Source organism: Pseudomonas fluorescens (assembly GCF_003732425.1).
Classification (GTDB): domain Bacteria; phylum Pseudomonadota; class Gammaproteobacteria; order Pseudomonadales; family Pseudomonadaceae; genus Aquipseudomonas; species Aquipseudomonas fluorescens_BE.
The window spans coordinates 619,208-636,993 of record NZ_MOBX01000003.1; the positions used below are offsets into that span (position 1 = coordinate 619,208).

The 17,786-nt window shown below is 58.9% G+C and carries 11 protein-coding genes; 6 read left to right on the plus strand and 5 right to left on the minus strand.

Features of this window, described 5'->3' with window-relative positions; genetic code table 11:
- Nucleotides 1-5 precede the first annotated feature (5 nt).
- The 5 genes from argE to BK670_RS05690 all read right to left on the minus strand — a co-directional run bounded on the left by argE (nt 6) and on the right by BK670_RS05690 (nt 4,909).
- Entirely contained in the window at nt 6-1,154 is a 1,149-nt protein-coding gene (gene argE, locus BK670_RS05670) for an acetylornithine deacetylase (protein ID WP_123448963.1), read from the minus strand.
- A complete protein-coding gene (locus tag BK670_RS05675) occupies nt 1,151-1,828 on the minus strand; it encodes a DUF1028 domain-containing protein (protein WP_123448964.1) in 678 nt (225 codons plus the stop codon). Before BK670_RS05675 ends, argE begins: the two co-directional genes overlap by 4 nt.
- A 120-nt stretch (nt 1,829-1,948) precedes the next feature.
- Nucleotides 1,949-2,365, minus strand: a complete 417-nt coding sequence (locus BK670_RS05680; protein WP_007910844.1) for a RidA family protein — start codon at nt 2,363-2,365, stop codon at nt 1,949-1,951.
- 58 nt (nt 2,366-2,423) lie between these two features.
- Nucleotides 2,424-3,743, minus strand: a complete 1,320-nt coding sequence (locus BK670_RS05685; RefSeq protein ID WP_123448965.1) for a flavin-containing monooxygenase — start codon at nt 3,741-3,743, stop codon at nt 2,424-2,426.
- Nucleotides 3,744-4,090: 347 nt separating this feature from the next.
- Nucleotides 4,091-4,909 (minus strand): alpha/beta fold hydrolase, encoded by an 819-nt coding sequence (locus BK670_RS05690; RefSeq protein ID WP_123448966.1) that lies wholly within the window; start codon nt 4,907-4,909, stop codon nt 4,091-4,093.
- Between the two features lie 185 nt (nt 4,910-5,094).
- Between BK670_RS05690 and BK670_RS05695 the strand changes: the two genes are divergently transcribed.
- The 6 genes from BK670_RS05695 to BK670_RS05720 all read left to right on the plus strand — a co-directional run bounded on the left by BK670_RS05695 (nt 5,095) and on the right by BK670_RS05720 (nt 17,550).
- A complete protein-coding gene (locus tag BK670_RS05695) occupies nt 5,095-5,544 on the plus strand; it encodes a winged helix-turn-helix transcriptional regulator (protein ID WP_123448967.1) in 450 nt (149 codons plus the stop codon).
- 97 nt (nt 5,545-5,641) lie between these two features.
- Entirely contained in the window at nt 5,642-6,190 is a 549-nt protein-coding gene (locus BK670_RS05700; RefSeq protein WP_123448968.1) for a hypothetical protein, read from the plus strand.
- A 48-nt stretch (nt 6,191-6,238) separates the two neighbouring features.
- Nucleotides 6,239-6,649 carry a hypothetical protein gene (locus tag BK670_RS05705; RefSeq protein WP_123448969.1) on the plus strand — a complete coding sequence of 137 codons (411 nt, stop codon included), beginning with the start codon at nt 6,239-6,241 and terminating at the stop codon, nt 6,647-6,649.
- Nucleotides 6,650-6,804: 155 nt separating this feature from the next.
- Nucleotides 6,805-8,511 (plus strand): ShlB/FhaC/HecB family hemolysin secretion/activation protein, encoded by a 1,707-nt coding sequence (locus tag BK670_RS05710; protein ID WP_123448970.1) that lies wholly within the window; start codon nt 6,805-6,807, stop codon nt 8,509-8,511.
- Nucleotides 8,512-8,536: 25 nt separating this feature from the next.
- The gene (locus BK670_RS05715; RefSeq protein ID WP_123448971.1) at nt 8,537-17,008 is read left to right on the plus strand and encodes a two-partner secretion domain-containing protein; all 8,472 of its coding nucleotides are present in this window, start codon (nt 8,537-8,539) and stop codon (nt 17,006-17,008) included.
- Nucleotides 17,005-17,550 (plus strand): hypothetical protein, encoded by a 546-nt coding sequence (locus BK670_RS05720; protein ID WP_123448972.1) that lies wholly within the window; start codon nt 17,005-17,007, stop codon nt 17,548-17,550. The genes BK670_RS05715 and BK670_RS05720 overlap by 4 nt, the downstream gene beginning before the upstream one ends.
- The last annotated feature ends 236 nt before the right edge of the window (nt 17,551-17,786 follow it).

Here is a 17,786-nt window from a genome sequence, read left to right on the forward strand (position 1 = left end):
GCTTGTCAGAGAGTGATAAACGCCAGCATACGCTGGAGCATTTCATCGCACGCCTGCAGTTGATCGAGGCTGACAAACTCATCGGGCTTGTGACCCTGATTCATGCTGCCGGGGCCACACACCACGGTGGGAATGCCCACCGCATCAAACAACCCGCCTTCAGTGCCAAAGGCCACGGTGCCGAAATCCTTTGAACCGCAGAACGTGGAGATCAACTCGGCGGCCTCGCTTTGCGCATCGGTGCCCAGCCCGGGATACGCCGACAAGGCGCTGAAACGAATATCACTCTGCGCACTGACCGCACGCATACGCGGCAGCACTTCGCGTTCGGCATAGGCTTTCAGTGCTTCGGCGACGAGCACCGGATCCTGTGAGGGCAGGGCGCGGATCTCGAAATCGAAACGGCAATCGGCGGGCACGATATTCAAAGCCTTGCCGCCGCTGATCACGCCGGTCTGCACCGTGCTGTAGGGCGGATCGAAGCGCGCATCGTGATGCTCCGGCGCTTTCAGTTGCTGACCGAGACGGCCCAGCTCGGCGATCAGTTCAGCGGCGTACTCAATCGCATTGACCCCGAGCGGCGCATAGGCCGAATGGCACGGATGGCCCTGCACATCGCAGCGCATCGCCAGTTTGCCTTTGTGGCCGAGCACCGGTTTCAGTTCGGTCGGTTCGCCGATGATGCACAGCAACGGTTTGATCGGGCGTTGCTGCAAAACCTTGAGCAACGAACGCACGCCGAGGCAGCCGACCTCTTCGTCGTAGGACAGGGCAATGTGCACCGGCATGCGCAACGATGCCTGCACCAGCGCGGGCACCAACGCCAGTACGCAGGCGATATAGCCCTTCATGTCCGCCGTGCCACGGCCGTACAGTTTGCCCTCGCGTTCGCTCAGTTCGAATGGCGGCAGCGTCCACGGCTGGCCATCGACCGGCACCACATCGGTGTGCCCGGACAGCACGATGCCCGGTTGATCCACCGGGCCGATCGTAGCGAACAGGTTGGCTTTGCTGCGCTCATCGTTGTAGATCAGCGCGCAAGGTACGTCGAAACCTTCGAGGTAATCGCGAACGAATTCGATTAGCTGCAAGTTGGATTCTCGGCTGGTGGTGTCGAACGCCACCAGCGCCTTGAGCAGCTCGACGCTGTTCATCGATCATCCCCGGCCACGCCATAGCCCGGCGCTTTGGCCGGGTCGAGGGCGCGATCGATGTAATCCTGAAGCTGCGGCGCATAGGCATCCCAGAGTTTTTGCAACTGGCCGATCGGGTCTTGATCGGCCCAGTCGACGCGCAGGTTGACGATCGGCCAGGTCTGCTCGCCGACCACCACGACAGCGGCCGAATGCACCGGGCCGGCTTCACCGCCGAGGGCTTGCGCGGCGTGCAGGGCTCTGAGCAGGCGATCAGCGAGTTGACCTTCGCCGTCCTCAAAGGCGCTGACCATGGCTTCGATCACCGAACGCCCGGCCAGCATGTTGCCGGCGGCGACGCATTGCTCGCCGGTGACGGCATTGTGCACGCCGAGGGTTTGCGCACCGCTGAAATGTGCGGTCTGGCCGAGGTGGTTGATCGCGGTGATCTGGCGATATTGGCTGTAACCGTTGCGCGTGAGGACTTTGTCCAGCGCATCGTCAGGGGCCAGGCCTTGCTCCATCAGCGCGAGGACTTCCGGGCCGAGGGACGGCAGGGTAATGTTCTGGCTCGACACCGCGCCAACGCCCGGCAGCAGCCACGGGCAGCGCGCACCGACGGCGATGCTGGAGGAACTGATGGCGACACCGAACTGGCCGGTTTCGGCGCAGCGGGCTGCGATTGAAAAGGTCATCTAATGAACTCCTTGTGTGTCTGGACTGGCCTCTTCGCGAGCAGGCTCGCTCCCACATGGAAATGCATTCCAAATGTGGGAGCGAGCCTGCTCGCGAAGGCCGCGGCTCGGTTTCCTGACTTACTCAGGAATCACCGCAATCACATCAATCTCCATCAACCACTGCGGCTGTCCCAGCGCCGACACCACCAGCCCGGTGGAGATCGGGAACACGCCTTTGAGCCACTTGCCTACTTCGCCATACACCGCCTCGCGATAACGCGGATCGATGAGGTACGTGGTGGTCTTGACGATATGGCTCATGTCACTGCCGGCTTCTTCGAGCAGTTGCTTGACGTTGCGCATGGCCTGTTCAGCCTGCGCGCGCGGATCCCCCAGGCCGACCAGATTGCCGTCGAAATCCGTGCCGACCTGACCGCGCACATACACGGTGTTGCCGGCACGCACGGCCTGGCACAGGTCGTTGTCCAGCGTCTGGTTCGGGTAGGTGTCCTTGGTGTTGAACATGCGGATGCGAGTGTGGGTGGGCTGGCTCATGAAAGGCTCCTGAAGAAGGTTTGCCCGGCGCAATCGGCGCCGGCGCGAAAAAGGGATTTCAAGCGTCGACGGTGTCGGCGGCTTTGCTGTGGCTGTTCTGGTGCAACTCGGCTTCGCGCTGCTCGGCATCGCGGTAGTCGAGGTACTTGCGCTGGGTGGCGATGTGGTCGGCGACATGTTTGGCGTCGTGCCAAACACCCCAGATAAACGATGAACCACGGCGCGACTGCCACGGCAGACCGAGGAAATACACCCCCGGCTCACTCGACACGCCGCGCTGATGCACCGGCTTGCCCTTGTCGTCGAAGGCTGCGACCTGCAACCACGAATAATCCACGGCAAACCCGGTGGCCCAGATGATCGAAGTGACGCCAGCCTTGGCCAGATCGAGATCGACCAATGGGTTTTTCACGCAATCAGGATCCGGATAGATTTCGCGCGCTTCTGGTTCTTCCGGCAGATCGAGGCCGTTGCGTTCGATGTAGGCGTCCGCAGCATCGAGCAGCGCCAGGTAGTTTTCGTCGCCGCGAGTGAGGTTGCCGAGCAGGTCTTGCTTGAAGGTCACCACGCCGTTATTGAACGATTCAGTCACGCCGACCAGGGTCATGCCGCGATGGGCCAGACCACGGAAATCGATGGTGCGACCGCCATGGGCGCCGCTGACCGCGATGGTCACGTGCTCACGCCCCGGTTTCATCGCCGCTTGATCCCACTCGCCGAGCACGCCCAGCCACCAGCAGAAATCCCGGTTGCGATAAGCGCGCGGCGGGCGGTCATGGGCGCCGACCGACAGGTAAACCTGCTTGCCAGAGCGTTGCAGCTCATCGGCGATCTGCACGCCGGAAGAACCGGCACCGACCACCAGCACTGCGCCTGCCGGCAGTTGCTGCGGGTTACGGTAGTCAGCGGAATGGATCTGCAACAAACGTTGGTCTTGCGGGGCAATCGCCGGGATCACCGGTTTCTGAAACGGTCCGGTCGCGGCGACTACGCGGCTGGCTTCGATCACGCCTTCAGAGGTCTCGACAGTGAACCCCGGGCGACCGACATTGCGCACCACGCTTTTCACTTCCACACCGGTGCGGATCGGTGCATTGAATTTCTTCGCATAGGCTTCGAAATAGTCGGCCACACGTTCTTTTGGGGCGAAACCGTCGGGATCGACGTCATCGAATTCCAGGCCGGGAAAGCGGTCGTGCCACGCCGGGCCGTTGGCCACCAGCGAGTCCCAGCGCCCGGTGCGCCAGCGTTCGGCAATGCGATTGCGCTCCAGCACGAGGTGCGGCACACCGAGTTTGCTCAGGTGCTCGCTCATGGCGACGCCTGCCTGGCCGGCACCCACGATCAGCGTGTCTGTTTTTATTATTTCAGGGGTCATCTCTACATCCTTCCTAGCAAGGCAGTGGGATTCGGGCCGCTGTTGGCTTGTCCGTTTGGCTTGAGGTCAGACTAGGGAGGAGGGGGGTATCGGTAAAATATTATTAAGCTGGGATGTGAAGATAAAATTCTGATGCAGAGGGCTGAATGCCTTTAAATACGTGGCGTTGCGGCGGGGGGAAGCTACGCACGGCTATCAGCCAATGATGATTTTGTGGCGAGGGAGCTTGCTCTCGCTGGACTGCGCAGCAGGCCTGTCTTTTTTAAATCAAAAGAGCGGGCGCTTCGCGACCCGGCGGGAGCAAGCTCCCTCGCCACAGGTGTGGTGTCAGGTTTGATTGAACGGTTTTACCGGTCGAGAAACGCCAGCAAATCTTCATTCAACGCCTGCGCATGCGTCACCGCAAAACCATGCGGCGCCCCGGCGTAAACCTTCAGTTCAGCGCCCTTGATCTGCGCCGCCGCCTGTTTGCCGGTGGTTTCGAACGGCACGATCTGATCGCCGTCGCCATGGATCACCAGGGTTGGCACATCGATCTTGGCCATGTCCGGGCGGAAGTCGGTTTCCGAGAACGCGGTCACGCAATCCACGGTGCCCTTGAGCGAAGCCAACAGAGCAATGTTCAGCGTTTGCGTGAGCACGCCGTCAGAGACTTTCTGGCCTTGGTTGGTGCCGTAGAACGGCGCGGCGAAATCGGCGATGAACTGTGCACGATCCTGCAGCAGGCCGGCCTTGATGCCGTCGAACACCGAGGTGTCGACACCCTGCGGGAAGTCGGCTTTCTTGCCGAACAGCGGCGTCACCGCGCCCAACAACACCAGACCGGCAACGCGCTCGCTGCCATGCCGGGCGATGTAGCGGCTGACGTCGCCGCCGCCCATGGAGAAGCCCACCAGCGTCACATCACGCAGGTCCAAGTGGTTGATCAGTTGCGCGATGTCATCGGCAAAGGTGTCGTAGTCATAACCGGTCCACGGCTGATCGGACCGGCCGAAACCGCGACGATCGAACGCAATGGTGCGATAGCCACGGCTGCTCAGGTATTCCATCTGGTATTCCCACATGTCGGCATCCAGCGGCCAGCCGTGGCTGAACAGCACAGGCTTACCGCTGCCCCAATCCTTGTAGTAAATCTCGGTACCGTCTTGCGTGGTGAAGGTGCTCATGGAAACTCCTGCGTCAGGGATCGCACGTTGTGCCGGAATGGCGACATTCACTATCAGCGCAAAGCGCTCCGGCTACTTGTATGCAGGTGCTGGTTTTGCGTCGGATCAATCGTGGATGGGCGCCAGAGTTGTATGATGCAACTCAAAGCCGCACGGCGGGGACTGAATCGAGGGAGTATGTCGACGTGAAACGCAAAAGCTTGCAGGGCAATGCCTGCCCCGTTGCCCGGACACTGGACCTGATTGGTGACTGGTGGTCGTTGCTGATCATTCGTGACGCGCTGGACGGGATTCGGCGTTTCAATGATTTTCAGAAGAGTCTGGATATCGCCAAGAACATGCTCAGCGCGCGCCTCAAAGGTCTGGTGGAGCAGGGCATTCTGCAAGCGCTGCCAGCGGCCGATGGCGGCGCCTATAAGGAATACGTGTTGACCGAGCGCGGCAAAGCCTTGCAGACCGTGATCGTCGCGCTGTCGCAGTGGGGCGGTGAGTTCATGTATGCGCCGGGTGAACCGGGTTCGGTGATGGTTGATGCGCAAAACCGGCAGCCGATTCGCAAGCTGGAGTTGATCGCGGCCGATGGTCGCCTGCTTGCACACGATGGCGTCGCGACGCGACTGGGTGTTGAGCACTGACGAACAAAGGTTTGACGCCAAAATGATGGCCAAATAATATTGCGCCACTATTTTAATGTCATTCCTGGCTCCTGTCCTTAATCGAGAAACTTCGTCCGTGAATAAACGCGCATTATTGCCTCTGGCTGTGATTTTCACGCTGGCAGGCTGCCATTCCAATGTTCGGGATTCCTCTCCAAGCCTGCTGAAAGATGGTGTTCAACTGGGCCAGAACAAAGTGGCAACGGATGACCAGCACGCCAAGGTCATCATGAAAGCCTCCGGTGGCACCAATCCGGTGGAGTTTTCCATCCGGCGTGCGGATGACCCTGATCGCCGAATGGAAGTGCTTGGCACGGTCGTCGATTCAGGTCGGGGCCACGTTTTCGGCTGGATCGCCAAACTCAATGAAGTGGCCAACAGCGCCACGGTCAAGCGCTTCCCGCAAGTGGAGGCACAAGCGGATGCCGGTAAGCCCTTTGAGGTTTCGGGGTATTCGAACAGCCGGGTTACGGCGGGTATTTATACCTGTGGGCCGCTGACCACTGTTTTCACTCCCGAGCGTGGCAAGGTCTACCAGGTGGAGTTCCAGTTCAGCGGTGAGCATTGCGAACAGCATGTTTATGACGTTACTCAACCCCGGCAGCGCACGCTCGTAAAAAGTTGAGTCGGCATGCACAGCGCACTGAATTTATCGAAAAAAAGGAAATACCCTGTGAAACGGAATCTCTCCCTGGCACTTATTATTCTGGCCGCCACATTGTCTGGCTGCGCCACTACTAAGCCGGTCGTTGATCCATCGCTGGTCGGTTCATGGAAAGGTCAGCGCGACGAAAACGGAAAATGCCAGTTCATGTCCTGGAAAAACCAGTTCAACGCCGACGGTACTTTCTCCATCACCTTTTTCCGCGACGCCAAGCAGACACAGAGGGTGCAAACCGAGCATGGCACCTGGGCAGCTACCAATGGCAAGAGTGTGCTGAGAACCAATGGCGTCGCTGCGCCTGATATTTACACCTACAAGTTTACCGATGCTGACACGGTGCATTACGTCAATGTGGAGAAAGGTCCTTCGGCGGATTGCCAGGAAGATTATGCCTTTGATGAGCACCGTATTCGCGGGTAAGCCAGTCAGAAGCATTGCGGAGCTGCAACGGCCCCGCTTGTTCAATCCTTGATACAAACTCGACAAAAGGTCGAAACGATTGTTTGACGTCAAAATGATGGCCATCTAATATCGCGCCACTATTTTGATGTCACTTTCGTATCGAGGGATCGAACATGTCCTCACCCGCCCTCGTGGCGAGGTTGTGCGTAGCGTTGCTGTGCCTGTCTCCACTCCAGATTGCCGCTGCGGCTCCTACACCCGGTGAAACCGACCTTATCCGTGACCGCCAGAATCGCCTGCTCGAAGAGCAGCAGCGGCGACTCGAAGAGCTCAAGGACCTGCCCGGCAAGGACGCCAAGCCTACGCAACCGGCAGCCCCCACCGATACCCGCTGCTTCCCGATCAAAGACGTCGAGCTCAAGGGCGCCGACAGTCTTTCCGAGCGCGACAAGACTCGCCTGCTCAAACCCTACATCGGCGAATGCCTGGGCGTACCTCAGCTCAACGAACTGCTCAAGGTCATCACCGATTACTACATCGAGAAAGGTCTGGTCACCAGCCGCGCCTACTTGCCGCAGCAGGATCTGTCCACCGGCCACCTGCAAGTGCTGGTGGTCGAAGGCAAGCTCGAAGGCATGAAGGGTGCGGAAAACAGCCAGCTCTCGGAGCGCGAACTGGCAATGGCCTTTCCCGGCAAAACCGGTGAACTGGTCAACCTGCGCGAAATCGAGCAAATGGTCGATCAGCTCAATCGTCTGCCTTCGAACCAGGCAAAAATGGAGCTGGCGCCCGGCCAGAACGTCGGTGGCAGCGAAGTGCTGGTCAACAACACCCCGCAAAAGCCATGGCGAGTTGGGTTGTCACGCAACAACGACGGCCAGCGCAGCACCGGTGAGCAGCAGTGGGGCACCACGTTTGACTGGGACAGCCCGTTGGGTCTGGCCGATCAACTGAGCCTGCGCGGCGGTCACGACGCGATGACCGATCACCAGCACACCTCCAACAATGCCATGCTCAATTACAGCTTGCCGTGGGGCTGGTGGACCTTCAGCTACACCTACAGCCAGAGCGAGTACCGCTCACAAATCGCCGCCAACGGCTACAACTTCAAACAGACCGGTGACAGCGAAAACCATCAGTTGCGCGCCGAGCGGGTGATCCACCGCGACGCCGTCAGCAAGACCTCGCTGAGCACCGGCCTGTCGTACCTGCGCACCAACAGCTTCATCGAAGACAGCAAACTCAAGTTGAGTAGCAACCGCATCAGCGAAGCGCAGTTCGGCTTCAACCACGGTCGCCGTGTTGGCAGTGCCTTCGTCAACTTCGACGCCGGTATGCAGGAAGGCATTGGCGCATTCGACGCACAGGGTAGCCATGACCCCGGCCCCGGTGAGCCGAATGCGCGCTACCGCAAATACACCGCCACCCTGAGCTACTTGCAGCCATTCAAACTCTGGGGCGAGTCGTTCAGTTTCAGCAGCCTGATGACCGGCCAGCGCAGTGAAGACGTGTTGTTCAGCTCACAGCGCACCAGCCTCGGCGGATCCTCGTCGATCCGTGGCTACAAGGATCAATCGCTGTCCGGCGACAGCGGTGGTTACTGGCGCAACGATCTGCGCTGGTCGCGTCCGGTGACCATCGAATGGCTGCAACCGGTGTTCTCCGAATACGGTACCAGCCTGGGTTACGACCAGGGTGTGATTCGCGGTGATCGCTACAACGGCAATCAGCACGGCCGTATGTCGAGCAACTCGCTGGACCTGTTCGCCCGTGGCAAATACGTCTCTGCCGGCGTGACCTTTGCCCATTCCCTGGAACGACCGGACGCGCTGACCGAGCGTGAAGCGCCGATCTACTTCCGTCTGGATTTCTTCATTTAATTTTTGCCTGCCCCGAGATTCTGATATGGACATTCGCCACCTGACCTTCATGGCCGGCCAACCTTCTGCGGCCGTCAAACCGCGCGAGCACTTCTGGGGCATGCCTAAACGCGGCCTAGCGTTCCTGCTGGCCAACGTCATGTTCTGGCAACCGATGTGGGCGCAGGCGGATGGCATCGTGGTCAACGCGCCGGGCACCAGTCTGGATCGCGCGGGCAATGGCGTGCCGATCGTCAACATCGCCGCGCCCAACGCCAGCGGGCTGTCGCACAATCAGTTTCACGATTACAACGTCGGCGCGCAGGGCGTCATCCTCAACAACGCCACCGCGCGCACACAACTGACGCAACTGGGCGGGATCATTCTCGGCAACCAGAATCTGCGTGGAGCGGCGGCGCAAGCCATCCTCAACGAAGTCAACGGCGGCAGCCCGAGCCAGTTGCGCGGTTACACCGAAGTGGCGGGGCAGTCGGCGCGGGTCATCGTCGCCAACCCTTACGGCATCAGTTGCAACGGGTGCGGTTTCATCAACACCCCGCGCGTGACGCTGACCACCGGTAAACCGGTGCTCGACAACGGTCGGCTGGATCATTTTCAGGTGGATCAGGGCAGCATCTCCATCGATGGTGTCGGCCTCGATGCGAACAGCGTCGACAGCTTCGAAATCATCACCCGCAGTGCGCAGATCAACGCGCAGATCCACGCCAAGAACCTCAACATCACCACCGGCCGCAACGACGTCAACGCTGACACTCTCGCTGCCACTGCGCGCGCCGACGACGGCAGCGCCAAACCACAACTGGCCATCGACTCCTCGGCGCTCGGCGGCATGTATGCCGGTGCGATCAAACTGGTAGGCACCGAGCAGGGCGTCGGCGTGAAACTGGCGGGCGATCTCGCGGCCAGTGCCGGTGATATCCAGATCGACGCCAGTGGCCAGTTGAGCATGGCCAAGGTCACGGCGAGCAACGCCGTCGCCATCAAAGCGAAAAGCCTCGATGCTCAAGGGCCGGTGTACGCCGGCACGCAACTGAACGTGCAAACCGCCGAGCAACTGATCAACCGCCAAAGCCTGGCCGCCCGCGACAGCGTCAGCCTGAGCAGCGGCGGCAAGCTGACCAACAATGGCGTGATCGAAGCCGGGGTGAATGCCGACAACAGTCGCAATGCCACCGGTGATCTGGCCATCAACAGCGCCGCCGTGAGCAACACTGGCAGTGTCTTGGCCAGCCGCACCCTGAATGCCACGGCAGCGACTGTGTTGGACAACCAGAACGGCATCGTCCAGGCAAAAACCGTCATCCTCAACGCTGCGCGTCTGGTCAACCAAGGAGTCAATGCACGCATTTACGGTGAGACTCGCCTGGCCTTGAGCGCTCCGGCCATCGTCAACCTCAACGGTCTGATTCGCTTCGCCGATAACCAAGCGGCGACCTTGGTGGTCGACAGTCTGGACAACCGTCACGGCCGCATCGAAATCGCCGGCGGCAGCCTCAAGCTCAATGCCCGAGAAGTGAAAAACACCGACGGCAAAATCATCGCTGGGCGCCTGGACATCGATGCCCGCCAACTCGACAACAGCAGCGGCCTGATCGGCGCCAGCCAGAGCGACGCCAAAGTGGTCGCCCGTGAGCGTCTGGACAACGGCAAAGGCAAGCTTCAGGCGAAAACCACACTGGCAGTGTCTGGCGGCGAATTGCTCAATCAGGGCGGTACGCTGGCGGCTGACCAGATCAAGGTCACCGCGGCGCGCCTCGATAACAGCGACAAAGGTGTCATCAGTGCCGAAAACGGTACAGCCGAACTGACGCTGACGCAGGATCTGGATAACCACGACGGCAAAGTGCAGGCGTCGGAACGCCTGACGGTCGCCGCGCAGAGCATCAACAACCGCAACGCCAGCCTGACCGGCAAGACCCTTGAGGTGAACAGCGTTGGCGCGCTCGACAACGCCCAAGGCACGATTTCCTCCGCTGACACTTTGATCACCAGCGCAGACCTGGACAACAGCCAAGGTCTGATTCAAGGCACCGACCGCCTCAACCTGACCGCGCAGGATGTGCAAAACGCCAGCGGCAAGCTGCTCGGCGGCGTGGTCGATGCCAACCTGCGCAATCTCACCGGCAACAATGACGGCACGATCAGCGCCGAAACCGGCCAGCTTACGCTAGTCGTCCAGCAACACCTGAACAGCGCCTTGGGTCGCTTGCAATCCAGTCAGGCTGACATCGACATTCAGGCCGGCTCGGTCGATAACCGTGGCGGTATCGTTGCCGCAAAACAACTGTTGATGGTGGCGAAAGACGGCCACATCGACAACCGTGGCGGGCGCATGATCGCCGACGGTCTGGAGCTGCACGCCGCCAGCCTCGATAACAGTGACAGCGGCCTTTTGGCGGCGGGTGCCGATGGCGCGCGATTGCTCCTCACGCAAACCGCGCCGGGCCAATCGCAACTGCTCAACCACAAGGGCCGGATCCAGAGCGAGGCCGACCTGCACATCGAAAGCGATGTCGTCGATAACCGCGCCGGTGTCCTGCTCGGCAAAACCATCGACATCAACGCCACGCAACTTAGCAACAATGAAAAGGGCGGCATCGTCGGCAACGGCGGTGATGTTGTCCTCAACATTGCCGGTGTGTTCAGCAACCTGACCGGTGTGGTCGATGCCGGCGATCAGCGTCTGCTGCTCGATCAACTCACGTCGCTGGACAACCGTGGCGGCACCCTGCAAGGCAAGCGTCTGGACATCACCAGCGCGGCGATCAACAACAACGCGGGCGGGCAGATCATCGCCGGCAGCGACGGCCTGAAAATCACCGGCCAGACCCTGCTCAATCAGCAGGGCATCATCCTCGCCAACGGCAGCCACGCCGAACTGGCGCTGGGTACCGGCAGTCTGCAGAACCAGGGCGGCACCCTGCAAGCCGACTCGCTGAATATCACCAGCGCCGACCTCGACAACAGCGCAGTCAACGGTAAGGCCGGGCTGATTTCCAGCCTGATCGATGACCTGACGCTGACCGTAACCCGTCTGACCAACCGCGCCGGCAAACTGTTCGGCAAGGATCAGCTGATCTTCACCGGCACCAGCCTGGACAACACCGGCGGCGAGATCAGTAGCAATCAAATGGGCCTCGAAGCGGTCGGGCAGATTCTCAATCAGGGCGGGCTGATCGAATCGGCCACCAGCCTCAAACTCACTGCCGGCGGCTTGGATAACAGCGCTGGCGGCCAGATCCGTGCGTTAGGTGGCGTCGCAAGTCAGATCAAACTGACCGGGAACCTGAACAATCAGAGCGGCGTGATCGAAATCGGCAGCCAGGACTTGGTGCTGTCCGGCGCGCAACTGAATAACCTCAGCGGCAACGTGCGCCACGCGGCGCAGGGTCTGTTCGATCTGGATCTGAGCCAACTGACCGGCACCCAAGGCAGCCTCACCGGTCTGGGCAAGGGCGTATGGGATGTTGGCGCGGTCAATGGCGTCGGCACTTGGCAGCTCAACGGCGGGCTGACTTACACCAGCGCGCAGGACCTGACGCTCAACGCCGGCGACCGGATCGCCAGTGCTTCGACACTGAATCTGAATGTCGCCAACCTGAACAACGCCGGGCAATTGGCGAGCGACGGTGACCTGACCCTGAACCTGGGCGGCAATCTGCTCAACAGCGGTAAAGTCTCGGCGCAGCAGAAACTCACGATCAACGCCAACGACGTGATTCAACAGGACGGTCGACTGGTCAGCGGTGGCGATACCGTCATGACCCTGCGCGGCACGCTGGACAACGTCGGCCGCCTCATCGCCAACCAGAACCTCATGGTGACGGCGGCGCAGATCAACAACAAAGGCACCCTCGGCGCCCAAGGTAACCTCGAATTCACCGCCGCCAACGGCATTTACAACGGCGCCGATACGCTGCTGTTCAGCGGCGGCACGATGAAGCTGCACGGAAACAGCCTGAACAACTTCTACGGCGACATCTACAGCCGTGGCAACCTCAGCTTCGACGCCGTCGGTGGTGGTCGCGCTGCGGTCTTCAGCAACCTGTCGGGCACCGTCGAAGGCGAGGGTGACATCGACATCAACGCGGTCTCGGTGGAAAACGCCAAGGCGGAATTCGAGATGACCTCAGGGCAGTCGTCCGGCAGCCTCAGTTGGGTCTGCGGTCAGCATTGCGGCGGCGGTGACGGCTGGAAACGCGGCTACATCACCATCACCACCGACTTCGACGACCGGGTCCTCAAAGACTCCCGTGCGGCGCGTTTCGTCGCCGGCAAGAACTTCACCATTCACGCCAATCAGGTGGAAAACCGTTACAGCCTGCTGGCAGCAAATGGTGATCTGAGCATTACGGCCGACAGTCTGCTGAACAAAGGCGCGGTATCGCGTTCGGGCCATCGCGTGGTGCAGATTGGCACGCCGGGGCACATCGACAACAGCCTGTGGGATCAGATGGAGTTCATCGATATCCCGGCCTTCAACGCGGCGACTGCGGCGGGCAATTTCGATGAAGCTCGTTTCGAAGAACTGGTCAGCCGTTCCAGCGATTCGCGCTTTGCTCAAACCAGCGACGTCACCACATGGAATGACAACGGCAACAACGTTTACGCGGCGGTGCTCCAGGCCGGGGGCAAGGTCAAGCTGGATGTGACCAACAGCATTCAGAACGGCACGCTGTACGAGAACACTTATGGCCAACTGACCGGTTCGTTGTCCAGCGACCAGACCGATGCGGTCGGTGGCATCAACATCAATCTGGGCAAGCGCAGCACCGATGCCAGTGTCCAGGCACCGACCGCCGTGACTCGCATCGAGCATGTCGATGCCGACGGCGTGAAGCAGATCAGCTTTGTTCCGGTCGACTTCAAAGGTGTGCCGTTTGCGGCGGTTGATCCGACGGCGTCTTCGACGTTCCGTCTGCCGAAAGGCCCGTACGGCATGTTCGTGCAGAGCAGCAATCCACAGAGCCGTTACCTGATCGAGACCAACCCGGAGCTGACCCAGACCGCGCCGTTCATGAGTTCCGACTACCTGCTCGGCAAACTCAATTTCAGCGCCGATGAAACCGCGCGCCGCCTCGGCGATGGCCGCTATGAATCGCGCCTGATCAGCGACGCCGTCATGGCCCAGACCGGTCAGCGTTTCCTCGCCAATGGCCTGGAGAACGACTACGAGCAATTCCGTTACCTGATGGATAACGCGCTCGCCAGCAAGAACGAACTGAACCTGTCGGTCGGCGTCAGCCTGACTTCTGAACAGGTCGCTGCACTGACCCACGACATCGTGTGGATGGAAGAGCGCATCGTCGACGGCCAGAAAGTGCTGGTGCCTGTGCTCTACCTGGCCCAGGCCGAATCGCGCAACGTGCGTGGCGGCAGCCTGATTCAGGGCCGTGATCTGGAACTGCTGGCCGGTAACGATCTGGTCAACGTCGGTACCTTGAGCGCGAGCAAAGACGTTTCTGTCGATGTGAAGGGCAGCCTCTATCAGGGTGGCCTGGTCGAAGCCAATGAGCGCATCAAGCTGATGGCCACCGACAGTATTCGCAACGCACTGGCCGGCGAAATCCGTGGCAACCAGGTCGAACTGACCAGCCTCAAAGGCGACATCGTCAACGATCGTACCGCCATCGCGGTGCGTGACGGCAACGGCATGCGCACCCTCGTCGATGAGGGCGGCAACATCACTGCGCGCGACAGCCTGACCATTAAGTCCGGCAACGATCTGGTCAATTCGTCCTCAATCAGCAGCGGCGGCGACGCCAGCCTGAGCGCCACCCGCGACATCAACCTGCTGGCGACGCGCAACGAAAACGAACTGCACGAAGTGTTCAATGGCGGCCATCGCTCCGTCATCACCACCACCGTGGAAAACCTTGCGTCGACGGTGAAAAGCGGTGGCAACTTGAAGCTCGACGCCGGCCGTGACATCAACGTCGTCGCCAGCACCGCCGAAGCCAAAGGCAACCTCAACGCCGACGCCAAGCGCGACATTTACATGTCCTCGGCCGGCGACGAAAACAACGTCGAAACCCACAGCAAGGACGGCAAGAAACGCGTCCACGAAGAAGACAACCACACCGTTCAGAAAACCGCTGAATTCATCGCTGGAGGCGACGTAAAAACCAGTTCCGGCCGCGACACCACACTGGTTGCGAGCAAGATCAGCGCAGGCAATGAAGCCTACGTCTACGCCGGCAATGATCTGAACCTGCTGGCCGCGCAGAACAAGGACTATTCCCTCTATGACATGAAAGAGAAGGGAGGCTTCGGCAGCCTGAAACTCAAGCGCGACGAAGTCACCCAGGTCACCCACGTGGGTAGCGAGATCAAGACCGGTGGCAACCTCTCGCTCGTCAGCAAGGGTGACCAGCTCTATCAAGTGGCCAAGCTCGACAGCGGCAAGGACATCGTTCTCGACAGCGGCGGCGCCATCACCTTTGAAGGGGTGAAGGATCTGCATGATGAGAGCCATACCAAAACCAACAACAACGCCGCGTGGGTCTCGGCCAAAGGGCGCGGCAACACCGATGAGACCTTGCGTCAGACACAAATGATTGCCAAGGGCAACATCGTGATCAAGGCCGTTGATGGGCTGAAGATTGATATCAAGGATGTCAATCAGGAGTCCGTGAGCCAGACCATCGACAGCATGGTCAAGGCTGACCCGCAGTTGGCATGGTTGAAAGAAGCCGAGGCGCGGGGGGATGTGGATTGGCGGCTGGTGAAGGAGATTCACGAGTCGTTCAAATACAACAACTCGGGGCTTGGTCCGGCATCGCAGATGATCATCGCGATCGTCATGGCCGCCGTCGTCGGACCGGCTGCCCTGACAGCGTTGAGCGGAATGGGCACGTTCTGGGCCGCGACCTTTGCGGCTGTGGCTACCGGCGCGGCAACAAATGCCACGACAAGCTTCATCAATAACGGCGGAAACCTTGGGGCTGTATTCCAGGATGTAACTTCCTCGGATGCACTGGCCAGTTACGTGATTTCCGGAGTGACCGCTGGCCTTACCGCAGGTTACTTCGACAGTGTTCTCAAGACCACGACGAACCCGATTACCGGCAAAGTCATGACCGACTTGAGCAGTCTGGAAGGTATCGGCCGTTTCGCCGGTAACCAGCTGTTGCAGAACACCACTTCGACTGTCTTGGGGGGGGCTCTTGGTCAGCATGCGGATTTCGGTAACGCATTGACAGGTGCTCTGTTGAGCACCTTGAATGCGGCGGCATTCAACGCGGTAGGCGACTTTGCTGCTAGTCAGGGTTGGAAGGACGGGAGTCTTGAGAAAATCGCATTGCACGCAGTTGTTGGCGGGTTGCTGAACGAAGCAGCAGGTGGTGATTTCAAAACGGGTGCATTGGCCGCTGGCGCTAATGAGGCCCTGGTTACCCAGTTGGCCACGCTGGTGAAGAACGACAGCAACCTGTTGTCGATGTCCTCCCAATTGGTGGGTGTAGCCGCGGCTGCCTTGAGCAACGGTAACCTTCAAGACGGCGCCACGATTGCGAAAGACGCCACCAACTACAACTACCTGATGCACCACGAAATCGTGGAAATGCTCGATGAGCAGGCAAAGTGCGCAACCGAAACCTGCAAAACAGAAGTGCGGGAACGCTATGCCGATCTGGATGAGCAGAGAAATGCAGAGCTGGGCAGCCTTTGCCAGAAAAATATAACGGCCTGCAACCAGCTTTCGGCACAACTGCAAGCCGATGCACCGAAAATCCGAGAACTGGCAGAGCAACTCCGGCTTAGCGGGGATATAGGTGCGGCTGCAACTGTGGGCTGGGTCATCACCGAGAATAACCAGGCTGCACAAAATACGATCACGAGGGAGGTTGTTGTTCAGCGTGATGGTGAGGCGGGCGCTTTCTGGGGGGATGCTGCAGAAGTATTGGCAGATACCGCGGGCGGTGGTAGGCCGGGTAGCAGTAAAGGAACGACTAAGACCGGTATCGTAGAAAGTAATGAATCATCTGCGTCGACTACCTCGGCAACAAGAGGTCCGATTACAGACGATATTCCTCCTGCCACATCCGCCACTTCGCGCGTAGGCTTGAGAGAAGATCTCGCAGGACAGGCGGGTATTCCGAGGGATATGATTGGAAATCCATCCAGTGTGTGGGGACGGTCGATCGAAGATCTCAAACAATCGCTCACAATGGATGGCGCGACTGCCACCTTGTCGACAAAGAGCAAAACGTCAGGTAATGCCCAAGTGTATGAGATTACCGGTAGTGCAACTGGGATTAAGGAAATTCAATATAGTCCGTCAACAGTTGATAGTGCTAACAAATCAAAACATATAGGCGGATACTATAGAATTACGTATGGCGACAATACCTCGGTGAAAGTTGTTGATCCCGATACATATAGGCCGCAGTTTAAAGGGCCGAATGAGCCAATTTACGACAAGGATACGCTTTTCATGAATCCGCAGGGGCAGGAAGTATCGTTTAATCCTGCCACCAACAAATGGGTGCCTAAATGAATAGTTTTTCTATATCTTGGTTTGCGGCTATTTCTCCAGGGGTATCTCTTGCGGGAATACCTTTGGGGTTGAGTGAGGCCGAGTTTGAGTCAGAACTGGCAATGTATGCGATTGACGATAAACGAACTCTGTATCGTTTTGAAGGATCTCCGGTTCTTAAAATGGCAAGGTCTGAGGGGGGGGTAGGGGAGCGCGGGTATATATTTGACTTATTTGAAAGCGATATTGTTAGTTTGAATAAAAGAGGGATTCCTGCGCTAACTATTCAGCTGAGGCAGGGAGAAGTATTCGCAATAAAGATCTATGACTTTAGTTTTCCAGGCGAACCTGCTAATGATTTTGTCTATAAGGGGTTGCTGCACTCGAATATAGGGTTGGGAAGTGTTGTTGCAGAGTTGATGCCCTATACGTCCTTGGAGTTTGATAGAGGTGAGGGGTGGTTTGTGACAGATGAGAGCTTCGGCTTAGTTGAAGTGTCAGGGTGGGGGGTGCCACTAGAGGAAGAGCCTCAGCAAGTTATAACTGCCATTTGTGTACTTTAACTGTCTTTTCGGAAATTGAACCAAGGTAAATGAGGGCTGATCCTGAGAGGAGGAAAAGGGGACTGATTTATTTTTATCTAAGCTTAAGCTGACTTCGCAGATCGCAGATCGCAGATCGCAGATTGAAAATAAATCTGTCCCCTTTTGCCCAATTGGTCAAGATGCCAGTAAGTCTCAGCAGTATCTGTTGGAAAAGCAGGGCGGAGAACATCTGCCTGAAGTGAAAAATATTAAAA